At 62.6% G+C, this 17311-nt stretch carries 12 protein-coding genes and 1 tRNA gene; 1 reads left to right on the top strand and 12 read right to left on the bottom strand.

Annotated elements, in window-relative coordinates:
* Positions 1–6: 6 nt before the first annotated feature.
* The 12 genes from pqqB to rpsU form a co-directional block, all read right to left on the bottom strand.
* On the bottom strand, positions 7–918 hold the full coding sequence (gene pqqB / locus HU719_RS14210; RefSeq protein WP_186535142.1) for a pyrroloquinoline quinone biosynthesis protein PqqB: 912 nt from the start codon (positions 916–918) through the stop codon (positions 7–9).
* A 77-nt stretch (positions 919–995) separates the two neighbouring features.
* Positions 996–1067: a pyrroloquinoline quinone precursor peptide PqqA gene (pqqA, locus tag HU719_RS14215; RefSeq protein WP_003243383.1), complete on the bottom strand. Its 72-nt coding sequence runs from the start codon at positions 1065–1067 to the stop codon at positions 996–998.
* A gap of 164 nt (positions 1068–1231) precedes the next feature.
* Positions 1232–3526 (bottom strand): pyrroloquinoline quinone biosynthesis protein PqqF, encoded by a 2295-nt coding sequence (gene pqqF, locus HU719_RS14220; protein ID WP_186518329.1) that lies wholly within the window; start codon positions 3524–3526, stop codon positions 1232–1234.
* A 37-nt stretch (positions 3527–3563) separates the two neighbouring features.
* Positions 3564–4352: a carbon-nitrogen hydrolase family protein gene (locus tag HU719_RS14225; protein ID WP_186518326.1), complete on the bottom strand. Its 789-nt coding sequence runs from the start codon at positions 4350–4352 to the stop codon at positions 3564–3566.
* A gap of 16 nt (positions 4353–4368) precedes the next feature.
* On the bottom strand, positions 4369–6051 hold the full coding sequence (locus HU719_RS14230) for a flavin monoamine oxidase family protein (protein WP_186535141.1): 1683 nt from the start codon (positions 6049–6051) through the stop codon (positions 4369–4371).
* A gap of 160 nt (positions 6052–6211) precedes the next feature.
* Positions 6212–6526 carry a helix-turn-helix domain-containing protein gene (locus HU719_RS14235; protein WP_186535140.1) on the bottom strand — a complete coding sequence of 105 codons (315 nt, stop codon included), beginning with the start codon at positions 6524–6526 and terminating at the stop codon, positions 6212–6214.
* Between the two features lie 248 nt (positions 6527–6774).
* On the bottom strand, positions 6775–7236 hold the full coding sequence (locus HU719_RS14240; RefSeq protein WP_186535139.1) for an Lrp/AsnC family transcriptional regulator: 462 nt from the start codon (positions 7234–7236) through the stop codon (positions 6775–6777).
* Positions 7237–7715: 479 nt separating this feature from the next.
* Positions 7716–7792: transfer RNA gene (locus tag HU719_RS14245), tRNA-Ile, on the bottom strand.
* A gap of 16 nt (positions 7793–7808) precedes the next feature.
* Positions 7809–11552, bottom strand: coding sequence for an EAL domain-containing protein (locus HU719_RS14250; RefSeq protein ID WP_186518320.1), 3744 nt, complete (start codon positions 11550–11552; stop codon positions 7809–7811).
* A 119-nt stretch (positions 11553–11671) separates the two neighbouring features.
* Positions 11672–13519 (bottom strand): RNA polymerase sigma factor RpoD, encoded by a 1848-nt coding sequence (rpoD, locus tag HU719_RS14255; protein WP_186518318.1) that lies wholly within the window; start codon positions 13517–13519, stop codon positions 11672–11674.
* Between the two features lie 67 nt (positions 13520–13586).
* Complete coding sequence (gene dnaG / locus HU719_RS14260) at positions 13587–15578, bottom strand: DNA primase (RefSeq protein WP_186518316.1); 1992 nt, start codon at positions 15576–15578, stop codon at positions 13587–13589.
* Positions 15579–15854: 276 nt separating this feature from the next.
* Complete coding sequence (rpsU, locus tag HU719_RS14265) at positions 15855–16070, bottom strand: 30S ribosomal protein S21 (protein ID WP_002551877.1); 216 nt, start codon at positions 16068–16070, stop codon at positions 15855–15857.
* A gap of 205 nt (positions 16071–16275) precedes the next feature.
* On the opposite strand from rpsU, the gene tsaD reads away from it, so the two are divergent.
* Positions 16276–17301, top strand: coding sequence for a tRNA (adenosine(37)-N6)-threonylcarbamoyltransferase complex transferase subunit TsaD (gene tsaD / locus HU719_RS14270; protein WP_186518314.1), 1026 nt, complete (start codon positions 16276–16278; stop codon positions 17299–17301).
* The last annotated feature ends 10 nt before the right edge of the window (positions 17302–17311 follow it).

The following is a 17311-nucleotide window of genomic DNA, read 5'->3' on the forward strand; positions in this document are numbered from 1 at the left end:
GCCTCCTTACAACTCGATGCTCATGCCGTCGAAGGCGACTTCGACGCCGCGGCGCAGCACTTCGGCGCGCTCGGGCGAGTTTTCATCGAGGATCGGGTTGGTGTTGTTGATGTGGATGAGCACCTTGCGCTGGCGAGCGAAGCCGTCGAGCACTTCGAGCATGCCGCCGGGGCCATTCTGCGCCAGGTGGCCCATTTCGCGGCCAGTGCGGGTACCGACGCCACGGCGCTGCATTTCATCGTCCTCCCACAGGGTACCGTCCACCAGCAGGCAGTCGGCGCCATGCATCATCTGCAGCAGCTTGTCGTCGACCTGGCCAAGGCCCGGCGCGTAGAACAGCTTGCCGCCGGTGCGGGTGTCTTCGACGAGCAGGCCCAGGTTGTCGCCTGGGTGCGGGTCGAAGCGGTGCGGCGAGTAGGGCGGCGCGGCGCTGCGCAGTGGGAACGGGGTGAAGCGCAGGTTGGGGCAGGCGTCGATGACGAAGCTGCCTTCAAGCTCGATGCGGTTCCACTGCAGGCCGCCGTTCCAGTGGCTGAGCATGTTGAACAGCGGGAAGCCGGTGCTCAGGTCCTGGTGGACCATCTCGGTGCACCACACCTTGTGCGGGCAGCCTTCGCGCAGGCTGAGCAGGCCGGTGGTGTGGTCGATCTGGCTGTCCAGCAGCACGATGGCGTCGATGCCGGTGTCGCGCAGGGCCCGGGCCGGTTGCATGGGGGCAAAGGCCTGGAGCTGGGCGCGGATGTCCGGGGAGGCGTTGCACAGGATCCAGTGCTCGCCGTCGTCGGACAGGGCGATGGACGACTGGGTACGCGCAGTGGCGCGCAAGCTGCCGTCGCGGTAACCCTTGCAGTTGACGCAGTTGCAGTTCCACTGCGGGAACCCGCCGCCTGCGGCAGAGCCGAGAATCTGGATGTACATGGCCACTCTCTATCGGAAAAACCGTCTCTGAAAACGAAAACGCCCCGGCGGGCCGAGGCGTTGTACCGCAGTGCTGCTTAGCGGTTGGCGAAGTACATGGTGACTTCGAAGCCGATACGCAGGTCGGTGTAAGCAGGTTTGGTCCACATGGGATGTCTCCTTCCGGTGAGGTTTGGTTGAACAACTGATTATTGGGTGCCGCCTGGAGCAGGAGGTTCCCTGAATCGAGATTGCGCTATCTTACAAGAATAATTTGTACTGAAAGGTTAATTATTCGAAAAGCGCCGTTACATCTCAGGTAACAATCGACCCTCTAACACTGCCAGTGAGCGTCCACTGCTGCGGCATTGGCCAGGCAGCACCAGCCGTGGCGGGCGCTGATCAGCTGCTGCAACAAAACGTCCAGAACGTGCTGCTCGGTGTTGAGAATAGACCAGCGAAGAAAGGATAGATCTGAATTGTGTTTCGCGATGTGCGCCTGCCAGGCCCACTCCGCTACCTCGGGGTTGGCCATGGCGCCTTCGTCGAACTGATCCGCCAACTGCTGGCGCGCGTGGGCGTCGAGCTGGATGCCCTCGCCAAGCAGTTGCAGCAGGTGACTGAGGATTTGCGCCGGGCTGGCATGCGGTGACTGCACGCCGAACAGCAGCCCGGCGTGGCCATCGACCTGACGGAAGGCACTGAACACCGCATAGCCCAGTTGCAACTCTACCCGCAGGCGCTGGTACACCCGGCCCTGCAGCAAGTGCGCGAGCAGGCGGCCGGGGGCCTGCAACTCAGTTGGCAGCGGGCAGAACAGCAGCAGCGCAGGTTCGCGGCCTTCGGTCGGCACATGCACCCAGCGCCGGCCTTGGAGGGCAAGCGGCGGCGCAGGCTCGCCGGGCTGGCCCATCAGCCCCTGCAACGCCCAGCCCAAGGCGCCTAGCTGCTGCTGGCCAAGGCCGCTAGCCAAACCTTGCCAGCAGGCCTGTTGCCACAGGTCGGTCAGCATCGGCTGACCCAGCCGGCTGCCTGGCTGGGGCTGGTTTTCAGTCGGTTGCAGGGCATCCGGCAACGCCTTGAGCAAGGCCCGCAGCGGGATCAGGGCAGGCTCTGTTGCAGGTTCTGCATGCCAGTGTTCGGCGGGTGGGTTGCGTAGCAGGGCCAAGGCTTCGCCGAGCAAACGGATGGCTGACCACGGCTGCCCGGCGACGCGCAGTTGCCAGTGCTCGCCGGCAGCGCTCAGGCCAAGTTGCAACGAAGCGTGTTCGGCGCGGGCCTGGAGAAGTTGCAGGGCGCGTTGCAGAACTGGCAGGCAGTGTTCACGGGCGGCTGAGGTGATCCGCCAACGTAAGTAGACTGCGGCAAATTCGCGGCTTGCAGGCAGGCTTTCGCTGATGGCAAAGGCAGACGGCAGGGGCGCGCTATGGGCGATAGGGGCGGACTGCAGCAAGGGCTCTTCTGCCGGCAACTGCCAGTGGCCGAAGTTGGCATGGGGCAGGTCGCGCAGCAGCGCTTGCAGTGCCGCCAGGCCTTGGGCGTCGAGCTTCGCAAATGGCAGGCCGGCACTGTCGCGCTGGGCCAGTTCCAGCGCATTCGCCGCCAGTTCCCGGCGCTGTTGCAGGTGGGCGTAACGCTGGTTGAGTTGTTGCAGGTCTTGCTGGCGCAAGAAGCCCAACCAGCCATGCAGCAGTTTTTCCGCTTCAGCCACGGGGGCCTGTTCTGCCAGTTGCAGCTTTGGCTGCCAGAGCAGTTGCCCGGCGTACCCGTGCAACACCTGCGCGCTGCATGTACGCAGCCAGCCGCGTTCGCGCAGTGCGCCCAGCCAAGTGCCGGCGCGCGTATCCAGCAGGTGGCTCAATAGCAGGCCCAGAGCCGGCTCGGCGCCGGGCGGCAGGTTGTCATGGGCGAACAACCATGGCGTCGATAACGCTGCATCGAGCAGTGGCGGCGGGGGCTCGCGGAAGACCTCGGGGCCTTGTGCGAATACACCGCCGAACTGCCTGCCGAGCCCTTCAAGTTCGTCCAGAAACTGTGGGCCTGCCAGGCTCAAGGTGATTTGCGCACCTTGGTAAAAACGCTGATGAAAGCCGCTCAATGCCTGCTGAAAGGCGCTGTCGCCCAACGCCAAGGTGTAGCGGTTGCCGGCGTGGAAGCCGCTCAGCGGGTGGCGCGGCGACACCTGCTGCAACAATGCGAATTGCTGCTGCGCTTCGGCGTTGCGTGACCAGGCGATGAATTCAGCGTGTATCACCTCACGCTCGCGGCGCTGGCGTGGCAGGCTAAGGTCGGGCCTGGCGAGCATCTCGGTCAACCGCTCCAGGCCTGCAGCCAATGCGGCGGGCGGCACTTCGAAGAAGTAATCGGTGGTGCGCTCGCGGGTGCTGGCATTGACCTGCCCGCCCAAGCCTTGCACGTAGCGCATCAGGCCGTCTTCGAGCGGGAAACGCGCTGTGCCCAGAAAGAACAGGTGTTCGAGAAAGTGCGCCAGGCCCGGCCATTGCGCCGGGGCGTCGTGGCTGCCGGCATTGACGCGCAGCGCTGCCGCTGCGCGCTTGAGGCGCGGGGCATGGCGCAGGGTGAGCTGCAGGCCGTTGTCGAGGCAGAGCGTGCGGGTGGTATCGGGCATGGGCGAATGCTAGCGCGCTACGGCAGGCTTGTCTGCGTCAGCTTCGGTGCAGGTCCTGGCGCAGGTCTGCCAGGTACGGAAACGCCGCACGGCCTTTGCGTACCTGCTCGCGGTCAAGGTCAGCCAGCAACTGGCACTCATCGCGCCCCGCCATCGCCAGCAGGCTGCCATCTGGCCCGACAATGCTGCTTTGCCCGCAGTATTCAAGCTCGGCCTCAGCGCCGCAGTAGTTGGCATATACCAGGTAGCACTGGTTCTCCTGCGCTCGCGAGCGCACGGTTACCTGGCAGACGAAATCGTACGGCGCCATGTTCGCGGTTGGCACCAGGATCAGCTCGGCACCCGCCAGCGCGAGGCACCGGGCGTTTTCCGGGAACTCGATGTCGTAGCAGATCAGCATCCCCACCTTCCAACCGTCCAGGTCGACTACCGGAAAGTGGTCGGGGCCTTGAGTGAACAGGCTGCGGTCGAGTTCGCCGAACAGATGGGTCTTGCGGTAGTTGCACAGGCTGCGGCCGTGGGCGTCGATCAGTTGCACGCTGTTGTACAACGCGCCCTCCTCGCTGCGCTCGGGGTAGCCGTAGGCGATGGCGATGCCGTGCGCCTGGGCAATCTCCACCACGCGCATCGCCGCCGGCCCATCGGCAGCCTCGGCCAGGCGGCTGACCTGCGCCTGGCCAATGTTGTAGCCGCTGAGGAACATCTCCGGGCACACCAGCAAGCCTGCGCCTTCAGCGGCGGCGGCCTGCGCCTGGTGCTGCAGGCGCTCGAGGTTGCCGGGCACATCCAACGGGCCGGGCGGGCCTTGGTACAGGGCGATGCGCATGGCGCTGCTCCTTCGTTCAGTCGGGCAGGGCAATCGGGCCGAGTTCATCGAACACATCGCCCGGGCCTGGGTTGTCGGCGTGGGTCTTGCCGCCAAAGTGGGTCATGATACCCCACACCGCATTCAGCGAAGTCTGTACCGCCCCTTCCACCCAGGCCGGGGTCCACGACACATCGTCACCGGCGATGAACATGCCGCGCTGCTCGCTGGGCATGTCCTGCTGCATGAAGTGCGCGTACATGCGCTGGTTATAGCGGTAGTGCCCCGGCAACGCGCCCTTGAAGGCGCCGAGGAAGTACGGGTCGGCTTCCCAGGAAATAGTGATCGGGTCGCCGATGATGTGCCCGGCAATGTCGGTTTTCGGGTAGATCTTCTTCAGCGCATCGAGGGCCAGTTGCACGCGTTTTTCAGTCGGGTGCGGGAGCATCTTCAGGGCATCGCTCATCCACGCGTAGGACAGGCAGATGACGCCCGGCTTGTCGTCGCCGTTGTCGAACAGGTAAGTGCCACGGGTCAGGCGGTCGGTGAGGGTCATGCTCATCAGGTCGCGGCCGGTCTGCGGGTCTTTGTCCTTCCAGAACGGGCGGTCGACCATGACGAAGGTCTTCGACGCCTGCATGTAGCGAGTGCGGTCCAGCGCCATCCACATTTTTTGCGAGAACAACGCCTCTTCACAGTCGATCTGCGTGGTCAGCAGCCAGCTCTGGCAGGTAATCAGCACAGCGGAGTAGTGGCGCGCATCGCCATAGTTGTCGGTCACCGCCAGGCGCCCGTCGGCGGCGCGGGCAATGCGCTTGACCCCGGTACGCGGCGCGCCGCCATGCAAGCCCTTCAGGCTGGTGCCCGCCGGCCAGTGCGCGCAGCGCTCCGGTACATGGCGCCAGATACCCTGCGGCACCTGCTCGACGCCACCGACCACCAGGTGTTGGTGGTCGTCGCAGTTGGTCATCACCACGCGGAAGATTTCCAGCATCGAATTAGGGAAGTCCGAGTCCCAGCCCCCGGTGCCGAAGCCCACCTGGCCGAACACCTCGCGGTGCTGGAAGCTCAGCTCGGCGAACGCCCGCGAGCTTGCGACAAAGTCGTAGAAGGTGCGGTCGTCCCACAGCGGCACCAGCTTGTTCCACAGCTCTTTGAGGCGCGGTACGTCACGGTCGCGGATGGCTTGCTGGATATCACCGAACTGCGCCCCGCATTCCAGGGCATCGGCCCAGGCCTCGGCCACTTCGTGGAACAGTTTGGGCAGGTCGGCAGCCTTTTCGGCGTAGTAGGTCTGGCCTTCCAGGTCGATCACCGTGCTGCCCGAGGCCGGCGTCAGCGGGTTGGGGAAGGGTTTTGTCTCCAGCCCAAGCTTGTCGACGTAGTGATAAAAGGCGGTGGACGACACCGGAAAGCGCATGCCGCCGAGCTCTGCGACGATGCCATCGGTGCCGTTGAAGGCCTGCGAGCGCAGCCGCCCGCCCAGCTTGGAGGCCTCGTACACCACAGGCTTGAGGCCCAGCTTCATCAGCTCATAGGCCGCCACCAACCCGGCGATACCGGCGCCGATGATCGCCACTTCTTCGCCATGCTGGTCGGCCGGGATGCTGCCCAGGCCGGCCGGGTGCTCCAGCCAGTCATCGAAGGCAAAAGGGAAGTCCGGGCCGAAGATGGTGATCGGTTTCTGGCCGTCGGCGGGATGGCGGTTGTTCTTGTTCATAAGTGACCTTGCCAGAGCGGCTACGCGGAACGGAGCCTGAGTATAGGAAATGCCTGGGGGCCATTTTAGAGGGGGTTGAGGTTCGTAGATAAGGTACAGAGTGTTGACGATATGCAGGTTGTTTCGTCGTTATGGCGGGGTTTTGGTTGAATATGACGGGCTAGGCTAAAGAGGCCAAGTGGTCGACGGTTTCTGGGTACTTTTGTACAAGCCGGATCAGAGCTACGGCCTGGGCATTAGGCTGCGAGCGCCCTTGTTCCCAATTTTCCAACGTCCTGACATTGGTCCGCAGATATGTGGCGAACACGGCTCGGGACATGTTCAGCCGCTGACGCAGTTCGATGATCTCATTCGCTGCCAGTGGCGCCAGTTCGGTGAAGGACACGTGGTGAGTACGTAACGTGAGCTTTCCCGCACGCTCATCTGCAAGGGCGTCAAAGCCCTCGGTGAGTTCAGTGAAGATGTTGCGCGGCATTGGTGGTTCTCCTTAGGTATTCGCGCTCTAGAAAGTATACGCAGATAACGTATATTTTTGAGTCAGACCAGAGATCCGTCAATGGTCGGTTTGACCTCAGCCTATACCCAGTCGCTTAGGCGCGGGGACCGAGCAGTTGCCAGATGTGTCGTGATTTGCGGTGCCACCATGCTGGCACCGCATACTCAGAAAGTGCTCGGGGCGGCGGGGGACGTTGCTGCAGAAGGTGTTTGGAGAACTTACGCCAATCAGCCCGGCTGCCCGCGGTCGACTTTGCTGCTGAGGATGATTGAGGTAGTGGTTTTCTCCACCCCATCCAGGCTGCCGATCTGGTCGAGCAGTTGGTCCAGTTGCTCCGGCGAATCGCTGTGCAACCAGGCCACATAGTCGAATTCGCCACTGACCGCGCACAGTTGCTGCACCTGGCCCATGGCGCTCAGGTGGCGGACGATGTCCTTGCCCGAGCGCGGTTGCGCCTTGATCCCGACGTATGCTTGCAGCCCGCCGCCGATCAGGCGCTGGCCAAGGCGCACGCCGTAGCCAGTAATGACCTTGTGCCGCTCCAGGCGCTCCAGGCGCGAGTTCACCGTGGTGCGGGCGATGCCTAACTGGCGGGCGAGGGTGGCGACGCTTTCGCGAGCGTTGATTTGCAACAGCGCAATCAGCTGGCGGTCGGTTTCGTCGAGGGCGATGGAGGAAGTGGCCGGCATGTCAGGTCCCTTGGGTCGAGGGGCTAGCCTAGTGAAGGCAGGTTGGGGTGTGCAAGGGGGGCAGGGTACTGGCTTTTTATAGCGAGCCGGTACGACAGGTGGCTGTCACCCGGCACTTTGGGCGATGGCGGGGTTGAACGACACATGAGTCTCAAGGCCTGGTACTGGCGCGGCTGGATCCGCAAGCACGGCTGCCGGCGAGTGGACTTCTCAGAGTTTTGCGAGCTGATCTCATCTTATGTGGTCAGCTACGGGACTGTTTTGTTTTTCGAGGGGTTACGTATACGTTACATACACTTCGTTTTGTTACGTATATAGAACATGGACTACAGGCTTATCACCACCCGCCTTGGTAAGCAAATCCGCCAGCGCCGGCTCGCTCCTGGCAAGCCATGCTCGCCGTGCTGGCTGCTGTGACTGGGCAGAAGATGTAGGCTTTAAACGACGAAAGCCGCGCAATAGCGCGGCTTCCTGGTATTTGGTGGGCCCACACGGACTCGAACCGTGGACCAAAGGATTATGAGTCCTCTGCTCTAACCAACTGAGCTATAGGCCCTCAGAGGTGGCCCGGATTATAACGATGGTTTCGATACCGTGCCATCTGAAAGATCCGATAGTGCTATGCGCAGGAAGGTCGCGGCGAATTCTTGCGGGGGCAGGGGCAGGCTGACGATGTAGCCCTGGATCTGCTCGCAGCCCTCGGCGGCGAGGAAGCGTTGCTGGGCCTGGTTCTCTACACCTTCGGCAATGATGGTCAGTTGCATGCTGCGGCCCAGCGCAATGATCGCCCTGGCGATGGCGGCGTCGTGCGGGTCGTCCGGCAGGCCGCGGATGAACGACTGGTCGATCTTGAGGATGTCCAGCGGCAGGCGCTTGAGGTAGCTGAGCGAGGAATAGCCGGTGCCGAAGTCGTCGATGGCCAGTTGGACGCCAAGCTGCTTGAGCTGGTGCAACACGCTCAAGGCTTCTTCGGCCTGGCTCATGATGAAGTTCTCGGTAATCTCCAGTTGCAAATCACCGGCCTTGAGCTGGTAGGTCTTGAGCAGTTGCTCGATGCGTCTGGCCAGGTTTGGCTGGCGCAGCTGCGCGCCGGCCAGGTTGATCGACAGCGGGCCGAAGGCTTGGTAGCTGCGCTTCCACTGGTGCATCTGGCGGCAGGCCTGCTCCAGTACCCAGTCGCCCAGTTGCAGGATGGTGCCGTTTTCTTCGGCCAGGTGGATGAAGCGCTCTGGCGGCACTTCGCCGAAGGTGGGGTGGGTCCAGCGCACCAAGGCTTCGGCGCCCACCAGGCTTTGCGTCTTGAGGCTGAACTTGGGCTGGTAGCACAGGCTCAGTTCGTTGCGCTCGATGGCGCGGCGCAGTTCGTGTTCCAGGGCAATACGCTCGCTGGCTTGGGCGGTGAGGTCGCGGGTGTAGGCTTCGACGCGGTTACGGCCCTTGGCCTTGGAGCGGTACATGGCGGCGTCGGCGTTGCGGATCAACGTGGCGGTGTCGCTGCCGTCCTGTGGATAAAGGCTGATGCCGATGCTGGCACTGGTGAAGAATTCGTGCTCGCCGGCCTGGAACGGGGCGTTGAAGCAGGTCAGCAGTTTATTGGCGATGGCGCTGGCATCGCTGGGTTTGTGCAGGCCCGGCAGCAGGATGATGAACTCGTCGCCGCCCAGGCGGGCCACGGTATCGACGTCGCGCACCTGCTCTTTGAGCCGCTGGGCGATGCCTTTGAGCAGCAGGTCGCCAACTGGGTGACCGAGGCTGTCGTTGATGTGTTTGAAGCGGTCAAGGTCAAGGAACAGCACCGCGCCCTGGCGGTTGGACAGCTGGGCGCAGCTGAGCGCGGCCTGCAGGCGCGTTTCGAACAGGGTGCGGTTGGGCAGGCCGGTGAGTGGGTCGTGGTGGGCCTGGTAGTCGAGTTTGGCCTGGGCGTGCTTGAGGCTGGAGATGTCGGCGAATACGGCGACGAAGTGCGTGATTTCGCGCTCGTTGTTACGCACGGCGCTGATGGTCAGCCAGCCGGGGTAGAGTTCGCCATTCTTGCGCTTGTTGAAGATCTCGCCCTGCCAATGGCCTTCGGCGGTTAATTGATGCCACATGGCGGCGTAGAAGGCGCTGTCGTGCTGGCCCGAAGCTAGCAGGCGTGGAGTTTGGCCCAAGGCTTCGATTTCGCTGTAGCCGGTGATCTCGCTGAACGCCCGGTTGACCGCGCTGATGCGCTGGTCGGTGTCGGTGATCAGTACCCCTTCGGCGGTATTTTCGAACACGGTCGCGGCCAGTTGCAGTTTTTCCTGCATCAGGTGGCGCTCGGTGATGTCGCGGGCGATGGTCAGCATGCAGTCCACCCCGCCGATGGGCAGTGGGCGCGCGGACAGTTCGCACAATCGGATCTGGCCGTCGCTGCGGCGGATGTGGCAACTGAGGTCGCGCACGAAGCCGTCGCGCTTGAGTTTCTCGACCAGGCGCCGGCGCTCGCTGAGGTCGACCCAGATGCCCAGGTCCAGCGCGGTCTGTTCGCCGCCGGGGTTGATGTCGTAGCCGGTCAGGCGGCAGAAGCCTTCGTTTACCTCCAGCAGCAGGCCGTCGCTCTGGCGCGACAGCAGCAGGCCGTCGGGGGAGGCGTGGAAGGCCTTGGCGAATTTCTCTTCGGAGGTTTGCAGCTGCTGCTGGGTTTCTTTCAGTTGCGTGATGTCGCGCACCGCAACTACCAGCGCCAGGGTGCCATCGAGGTGGAAGGTCTCGGCGCTGGTCAGGCCGGTAAAAAGCTGGCCGTTGCTGCGTTTGAAGGTCATTTCCATGTTGCGGATGCCACCGCGCTGCAAGCGCTCCAGCAGCCCAGGGCCGTGCCCTTGCGCGCCCCACAGGCCCAGTTCGGTGGCGGTACGGCCCAGCACCTCGGCGGGGCCCAGGCCAATTTGCTCTTCGAACGCTTCGTTGACTTCCAGCAGGCAGCCGTCGCTGTGGCGGGCAATGACCAGGATGTCCGGGCACTGCTGGAACACCGAGGCGAACTTCTGCTGTGACAGGCGCAGGGCTTCTTCGGTGTTCTTGGTTTCGCTGATGTCGATCATCAGGCCGCGCATCAGCGGCTTGTGGCCGTGTTCGATCATGCTGACGATGTTGCGCACCCACAGCGGCTGGCCGTCGGCGCGGATGACTCGGTAGTCCAGGCTGTGATCGCGCCCGGCTGCTGTTTCGCTCTCGCAGTAAGCCTGCGCCCACAGCGCGTCTTGCGGGTGCAGGATGCCGCGCCAGAAACCGGGCTTGAGCCATTCGACCAGCGGGTAGCCGAGCAGGTCTTCGGCGTGCGGCGAGACGTAGCTGTAGGTGAAGTCGCTGGCGTCGGCTTCCCAGGCGATGGCTGACAGGCTCTCGATCAGGCCGCGGTAGTGGTACTCGCTGCTGCGCAGCTCCTGCTCCAGGGCAATACGCCGGGAAATCTCCGAGCTGAGCCTGCGGTTGATGCGGATCACCACGGCCAGAACGGTCATCAGCAGCGCCGCCGCAGGCAGGCCGTAGGTGAGCATGTCAGGCCAGAAGCTGCGTTGGTCCACCACATTGCCGACCCAGCGTTGCTGGATATCGCTGATGTCGCTGCTGCTCATGTCGGCCATGACTTTATCGAGGATGCCCACCAGCACTTTCTGCTCCCTGGGCGCAGCCATTGCCAGCTGATAGCGGTAGGGCGTCTCACCGCTGACATACAGGCCGTCGAGCTTGAGCTGGCGCAGGCTCCAGATGCTCGATGCGAGGTCGCCGACCACCGCGTCGACTTCGTCGGTGGCCAGTGCCTGCAGGGCTGAGCTGACGTTGGGCAGGGCCACCAGGTTGAGGTCCGGGTGATGATTGCGCAGCAGCTCGTGGGGCGCGTAGTTCTCCACCACTGCCACCTTCAGCCCATAGAGGTCGTCGAGCGTGCGCGGCTTGGGGCCGCCGCTGTGGGCGAGGATAACAATGGGGAAATCCAGGTATGGGCGGGTGAAGGCCAGGTAGCTCTGCCGCTCCGGGGTGGACATGATGCCGGGTAGCAGGTCTATCTGGTTTTTGCGGGCTCGATCGAGCACCTCGCCCCAACTGCTGGGTTCAACCGGCGTGAGGGCGATGCCCAGGCGTTCCTGGATGAGGGTTACATAGTCGGCGGCCAATCCCTGGTAGCGGTTGTCCTGGTCGCGAAACTCGAACGGCGGCCATGAAGCATCCACGCCTAGACGCAGCTGCGGATGGGCGCTGAGCCAGGCTTTTTCTTCGTCGGTCAGGGTCAGTGCGCCGGCTGTGGTGTTCCACAGGCAAAGGAACAGCAACAGAAGGGCCGGCAACAAGGGCATAGCGGCCTCTCGATTCAGGGGGTCTGCAATCGAGTGTAGACGGGCTTGGCGCGCCTGGGGAGGGCGTGCGAGGCTGGTTTTTTACATAAAAAAACCCCGGCCTGGGCCGGGGTTGGTTTTTACTCGTCGAGGAACGAGCGCAGATGCTCGCTTCGCGTCGGGTGGCGCAGCTTGCGCAGCGCCTTGGCTTCAATCTGACGGATCCGCTCGCGGGTCACGTCGAACTGTTTGCCGACTTCTTCAAGGGTGTGGTCGGTGTTCATGTCGATACCGAAACGCATGCGCAGCACTTTGGCTTCGCGTGCGGTCAGGCCCGAGAGCACGTCGCGGGTTGCTTCCTTGAGGCTTTCGACGGTGGCTACGTCGATCGGGGACTGCATGGTCGAGTCCTCGATGAAGTCGCCCAGGTGCGAATCTTCGTCGTCGCCGATCGGGGTTTCCATAGAGATCGGCTCTTTGGCGATCTTCAATACCTTGCGGATCTTGTCCTCAGGCATTTCCATGCGCTCACCCAGCTCTTCCGGGGTCGGTTCACGGCCCATTTCCTGCAACATCTGGCGGGAAATACGGTTGAGCTTGTTGATCGTCTCGATCATGTGCACCGGAATACGGATGGTGCGCGCCTGGTCGGCGATCGAACGGGTGATCGCCTGGCGGATCCACCAGGTGGCGTAGGTCGAGAACTTGTAACCGCGACGGTATTCGAACTTGTCCACCGCTTTCATCAAGCCGATGTTGCCTTCCTGGATCAGATCGAGGAACTGCAGGCCACGGTTGGTGTACTTCTTGGCGATGGAAATCACCAGACGCAGGTTCGCCTCGACCATTTCTTTCTTGGCGCGGCGGGCCTTGGCCTCACCGATGGACATGCGACGGTTGATGTCCTTGATTTCCGCGACGGTCAGGCCGGTCTCGGTTTCAAGGTCGATCAGTTTCTGCTGACAGGCGACGATCGCAGCGTTTTTTTCACCCAGGGCAGCTGCCCATTTGGTGTTGCGCTTGGACAGGTCGCCCGACCAGGTCTGGTCGGTCTCGTTGCTCGGGAACAGACGCAGGAAGTCGGCACGCGGCATACGTGCATCACGCACACACAGCTGCATGATGGCGCGTTCTTGCTGACGCAGGCGCTCAAGGGCGCCGCGTACACGCTCAACCAGGACTTCGAATTGCTTCGGTACCAGCTTGATCGGCATGAACAGGTCGGCAACAGCTTGCATGGCAGCAATGCTGTCTGCGTGGTTACGGCCGTGCTTCTTCAGAACCTTGAGGCTGATCGCGAGCTGGTCGGCTACCGCGCCGAAACGCTGACGGGCAACTTCGGGGTCTGGGCCGCTTTCGGTTTCTTCCTCGTCGTCGCTAGCGTCGCCGTCTTCTTCCTCTTCCTCTTCTGCCTTGGCAGCAGCGGCTTTGGCAGCAGGTTGCGGCACTTCTTCGTTCGGCGTGGCGATGGCGTCGTCAGGGTCGATATAACCACTGAGAACGTCGGACAGGCGGCCACCTTCGGTGGTGACGCGCTCGTACTCGCTGAGAATGTGATCGACAGTACCCGGGAAATGGGCAATAGCACCCATGACTTCACGGATGCCTTCCTCGATACGCTTGGCGATTTCGATCTCGCCTTCGCGTGTCAGCAGCTCGACAGTACCCATTTCGCGCATGTACATGCGCACCGGGTCGGTCGTGCGGCCGATATCGGTTTCGACTGCAGCCAACGCGGCAGCAGCTTCTTCGGCTGCGGCCTCGTCAGTGTCGGCTTCCGCCAACAGCAGGGCATCCGCATCCGGAGCACTCTCGAATACGTTGATCCCCATGTCGTTGATCATGCGGATGATGTCTTCCACCTGTTCAGGATCTGAAATATCCTCAGGCAGGTGGTCGTTGACCTCCGCGTAAGTCAGGTAGCCCTGCTCACGACCGCGGGTGATCAACTCTTTGATACGAGATTGCTGTTGCGCTTTTCCGGACATAACACCCTATCCACTGAAGGTCTTGGCGGGCAAAAAACAAGCCGAGGATTATACCCGAGCTAGGACCTCACGCGCCAGATGAGGTCGGGTTTTGTGCGGGAACATTGCGGCTCAGCAAGGCGAGCAGCTGATTTTTTTCGTCTGGGCTCAGTTCGCTTTGACGTGCTTTCCTCAGCAGATGTTCCAGGCTGCGCTCGCGTTGGCGAGCGGACAAGCTAGTTATAGTGTCGAAAAACTGTTGTTCAAGGTTATCGGCATCGATCAACCACTCCTTCTCGGCCAAGGCCCGTAGCAAACGGCCTTGGTCCGTACCGTGCCAGCGTGCAATCAACTGCATTGAGCTTAGCTTAGGATTTTTCTGCGCGGCCTCGATCAGCGCCACCAGCAGTTGGTTATACACGTGCTCGTCGTCGGCAAAATGGCTCGCGTCCTCGACTTTGCCGGCCAGTAACGGGTAATGCATCAGCGTGCGCAGCGCCGACAGGGTCGGCGGCTCTACTGGTGCCGGGACTCGCGGTGGGGCTTCTTCGCGCTGGCCATCACGGCGCCACGGTTTGCCGCCTTTCTTGCTCCAGGGCTTGTCGTCCCACTGTTTCTTGCCGCCACCCTTGTTGGGTGTCCATGCCGGCTGTTCCTGATGAACGGCGGCATAGTCGGGCGTGTAGTGCATGTCGCCGTGGTCGGGCGTGTAGCTCGCCATGGCGTCGTAGTCGTAGCCGGGGTCGTAATCCGGCGTGGTGCTGCTGGCTGGCGGGCTTTGCGCCAGTTGCTCCATTTGTTGCGGGTCGAGGCCGGTAATCTCGCGCAGGCGGTTACGCATCAATTGGCGCAGGTTGGCGCCGGGCACTTGTTCGATCAGCGGCGCGGCCAGCGTGGCCATGTGCGCCTTGCCTTCGAGCGAGCGCGGGTCGGCCTCGTTGCTCAATTGCTCGAAAAAGTAATCGGCCAGCGGTTGTGCGTGCTGGTTGATGCGTGCGCGGAAGGCATCGGTGCCCTCGGCGCGCACCAGGCTGTCCGGGTCTTCGCCCTCCGGCAAAAACAGAAACCGCGCGCGGCGCCCGTCCTGCAGGCTCGACAGGGTCGACTCCAGGGCCCGCCAGGCGGCCTTGCGCCCGGCTTGGTCGCCGTCGAAGCAGAACAAAACGCTCGGCACCACGCGGAACAGGCGCTTGAGGTGCTCTTCGCTGGTGGCCGTGCCCAGGGTTGCCACGGCGTTGCGCAGGCCCTGCTGGGCCAGCGCGATGACGTCCATGTAGCCTTCGACGACGATGATTTCATCGAGGTTGCGGTTGTGCTTGCGCGCCTCGTACAGGCCATACAGCTCCTGGCCTTTGTGAAACACCGGGGTTTCCGGGGAGTTCAGGTATTTGGGCTTGTCGTCGCCCAGTACCCGGCCGCCAAAGGCGATCACCCGGCCGCGGCTGTCGCGGATGGGGAACATCACCCGGTCGCGGAAGCGGTCGTAGCGCTTGCCGCTCTCGGCGTTTTCGATCAGCAGCCCGGCGTCGATCATCACTTTTTGTTGCAGCGTGTCGGCGCCAAGGTGCTTGAGCAGGTTGTCCCAGCCAGGCGGGGCGAAGCCCAGGCTGAAGTCGCGGGCAATTTCGCCGGACAGGCCACGGCCTTTCAGGTATTCCACGGCCGCCTTGCGGGTCGGGTGGTTACGCAGCGCCTGGCGGTAGAATTCGGTGGCAGCTTCAAGCAGCGGGTACAGCGGCGAATCGACCGGCTGGCGGGGCTTTTGCCCGCGCCGGCCTTCCTCGCGCGGCACTTCCATGCCGGCAGCCCTGGCCAGTTCCTCGACCGCCTGGGGGAAGTCCAGGTTGTCGTGGTCCATGATGAAGCCAAGGGCGTTGCCACCGGCACCGCAGCCGAAGCAATAGTAGAACTGCTTGTCGGGGCTGACGGTGAAAGAGGGGGTTTTCTCTTTGTGGAACGGGCAGCAGGCCGAATGGTTCTTGCCGGCTTTTTTGAGCTGGATGCGCGAACTCACCACGTCGACTATGTCGGTGCGGTTGAGAAGATCGTCGATAAAGCTCTGGGGAATCAGCCCGGCCATGGCAGTCTCGTCATCAGGCAACTGGCAAGTCTAAACGCTTGTGCGCGGGAGTGGAGAAGAGGTGTAGCGAAGAGGTGTTGTGCTCGTCACCAGCCCTAGGGGCTCGTCAGGAAGGACGTGCACGGCTGGCCAAAGACCAGTTCTGACGGTGTAGTACAGGTTGCCCATGGCTTTTGCCGGGGCACCCAGGGCGCATGGCCAAGGGCTTGAAACGACCGCTACCATCAACCCGGCACGAGGCCGGGCGAGGCAGAAGCTTTGCGTAGAACGGCTGTATTAGTACAGACGAACGGCGCGGCGCTGTTCGCGCTGAACCTTCTTCGCGTGACGCTTAACAGCGGCAGCGGCTTTACGCTTACGCTCTGAGGTCGGTTTCTCGTAAAACTCGCGGCTACGAACTTCAGCCAGTACACCGGCTTTTTCGCAGGAGCGCTTGAAACGACGCAGAGCTACGTCGAAGGGTTCGTTCTCTTTAACTTTGACGGCTGGCATCCAGGGCTACCTTAATTCATTACCGGGGTAGACGTGCTCCTGGCAAAACATAAGGTGAGCTGGAGAACGTCGGTTTTCAAGGGTTGCGGATGTTAACCCTTAGCTGGCCGGAATGCAAAGCCTCTGATCGAAAACCGCTGGTCGGCACCCGGCACGGGGACTATTATGCGCGCCTTCGAATTCAGCCTCCACAAGGCACGGACCCATGCTAGTACTGGGATTGGAAACATCCTGCGACGAGACCGGCGTCGCATTATACGACAGTGAACGCGGCCTTCTGGCCGATGCATTGTTCAGCCAGATCGACCTGCACCGCGCCTATGGCGGGGTGGTGCCCGAACTCGCCTCGCGTGATCACGTAAAGCGCATGTTGCCGCTGATCCGCCAGGTGCTGGAGGAGGCTGGCTGCGCTGCCACCGACATCGACGCCATCGCCTATACCGCGGGCCCTGGCCTGGTCGGGGCCTTGCTGGTGGGCGCTTCGTGCGCCCAGGCGATGGCCTTCGCCTGGGGCATTCCAGCGATTGGCGTGCACCATATGGAAGGCCATCTGCTGGCGCCGATGCTCGAGGAACAGCCCCCCGAGTTTCCGTTCGTCGCTTTGTTGGTTTCAGGTGGGCATACCCAGCTGGTTCGGGTCGATGGCATCGGCCAATACGAGCTGCTGGGCGAGAGCCTGGACGACGCAGCCGGCGAGGCATTCGACAAGACGGCCAAGCTGATCGGCCTGAATTACCCAGGTGGGCCGGAGATTGCGCGGTTGGCCGAGCGGGGTACGCCTGGGCGCTTCAAGTTCCCGCGCCCGATGTGCGACCGGCCTGGCCTGCAATTCAGTTTCAGCGGCCTGAAAACCTTCGCCCTGAACACCTGGCAGCAGTGCCGCGATGCCGGGGACGACAACGAGCAAACCCGTTGCGACGTGTCCCTGGCGTTCCAGGATGCGGTGGTGGACACTCTGACCTTCAAGTGCAAGCGCGCCCTCAAGCAGACTGGCCTCAAGCGCCTGGTCATTGCTGGCGGTGTCAGCGCCAACCAGGCATTGCGGGTTTCGCTCGAAGGCATGCTTGGCAGTCTTCAAGGCAATGTTTATTACGCCCGCCCACGGTTTTGCACCGACAACGGCGCGATGATCGCCTACGCCGGCTGCCAGCGCCTGATGGCCGGGCAGCAACAGGACCTGGCGATCAGCGTGCAGGCACGCTGGCCGATGGAGCAGTTACCGCCGGTCTGAAATAAACGCC

Source organism: Pseudomonas farsensis, assembly GCF_014268805.2.
Taxonomy (GTDB): domain Bacteria; phylum Pseudomonadota; class Gammaproteobacteria; order Pseudomonadales; family Pseudomonadaceae; genus Aquipseudomonas; species Aquipseudomonas farsensis.

Coding starts and splice junctions, on each gene's coding strand:
- HU719_RS14225 (WP_186518326.1), bottom strand. CDS start 4,352: ATGCGCATCGCCCTGTACCAAGGCCCGCCCGGCCCGTTGGATGTGCCC.
- tsaD (WP_186518314.1), top strand. CDS start 16,276: ATGCTAGTACTGGGATTGGAAACATCCTGCGACGAGACCGGCGTCGCA.
- HU719_RS14250 (WP_186518320.1), bottom strand. CDS start 11,552: ATGCCCTTGTTGCCGGCCCTTCTGTTGCTGTTCCTTTGCCTGTGGAAC.
- rpsU (WP_002551877.1), bottom strand. CDS start 16,070: ATGCCAGCCGTCAAAGTTAAAGAGAACGAACCCTTCGACGTAGCTCTG.
- HU719_RS14235 (WP_186535140.1), bottom strand. CDS start 6,526: ATGCCGCGCAACATCTTCACTGAACTCACCGAGGGCTTTGACGCCCTT.
- pqqB (WP_186535142.1), bottom strand. CDS start 918: ATGTACATCCAGATTCTCGGCTCTGCCGCAGGCGGCGGGTTCCCGCAG.
- HU719_RS14240 (WP_186535139.1), bottom strand. CDS start 7,236: ATGCCGGCCACTTCCTCCATCGCCCTCGACGAAACCGACCGCCAGCTG.
- pqqF (WP_186518329.1), bottom strand. CDS start 3,526: ATGCCCGATACCACCCGCACGCTCTGCCTCGACAACGGCCTGCAGCTC.
- HU719_RS14230 (WP_186535141.1), bottom strand. CDS start 6,051: ATGAACAAGAACAACCGCCATCCCGCCGACGGCCAGAAACCGATCACC.
- rpoD (WP_186518318.1), bottom strand. CDS start 13,519: ATGTCCGGAAAAGCGCAACAGCAATCTCGTATCAAAGAGTTGATCACC.
- dnaG (WP_186518316.1), bottom strand. CDS start 15,578: ATGGCCGGGCTGATTCCCCAGAGCTTTATCGACGATCTTCTCAACCGC.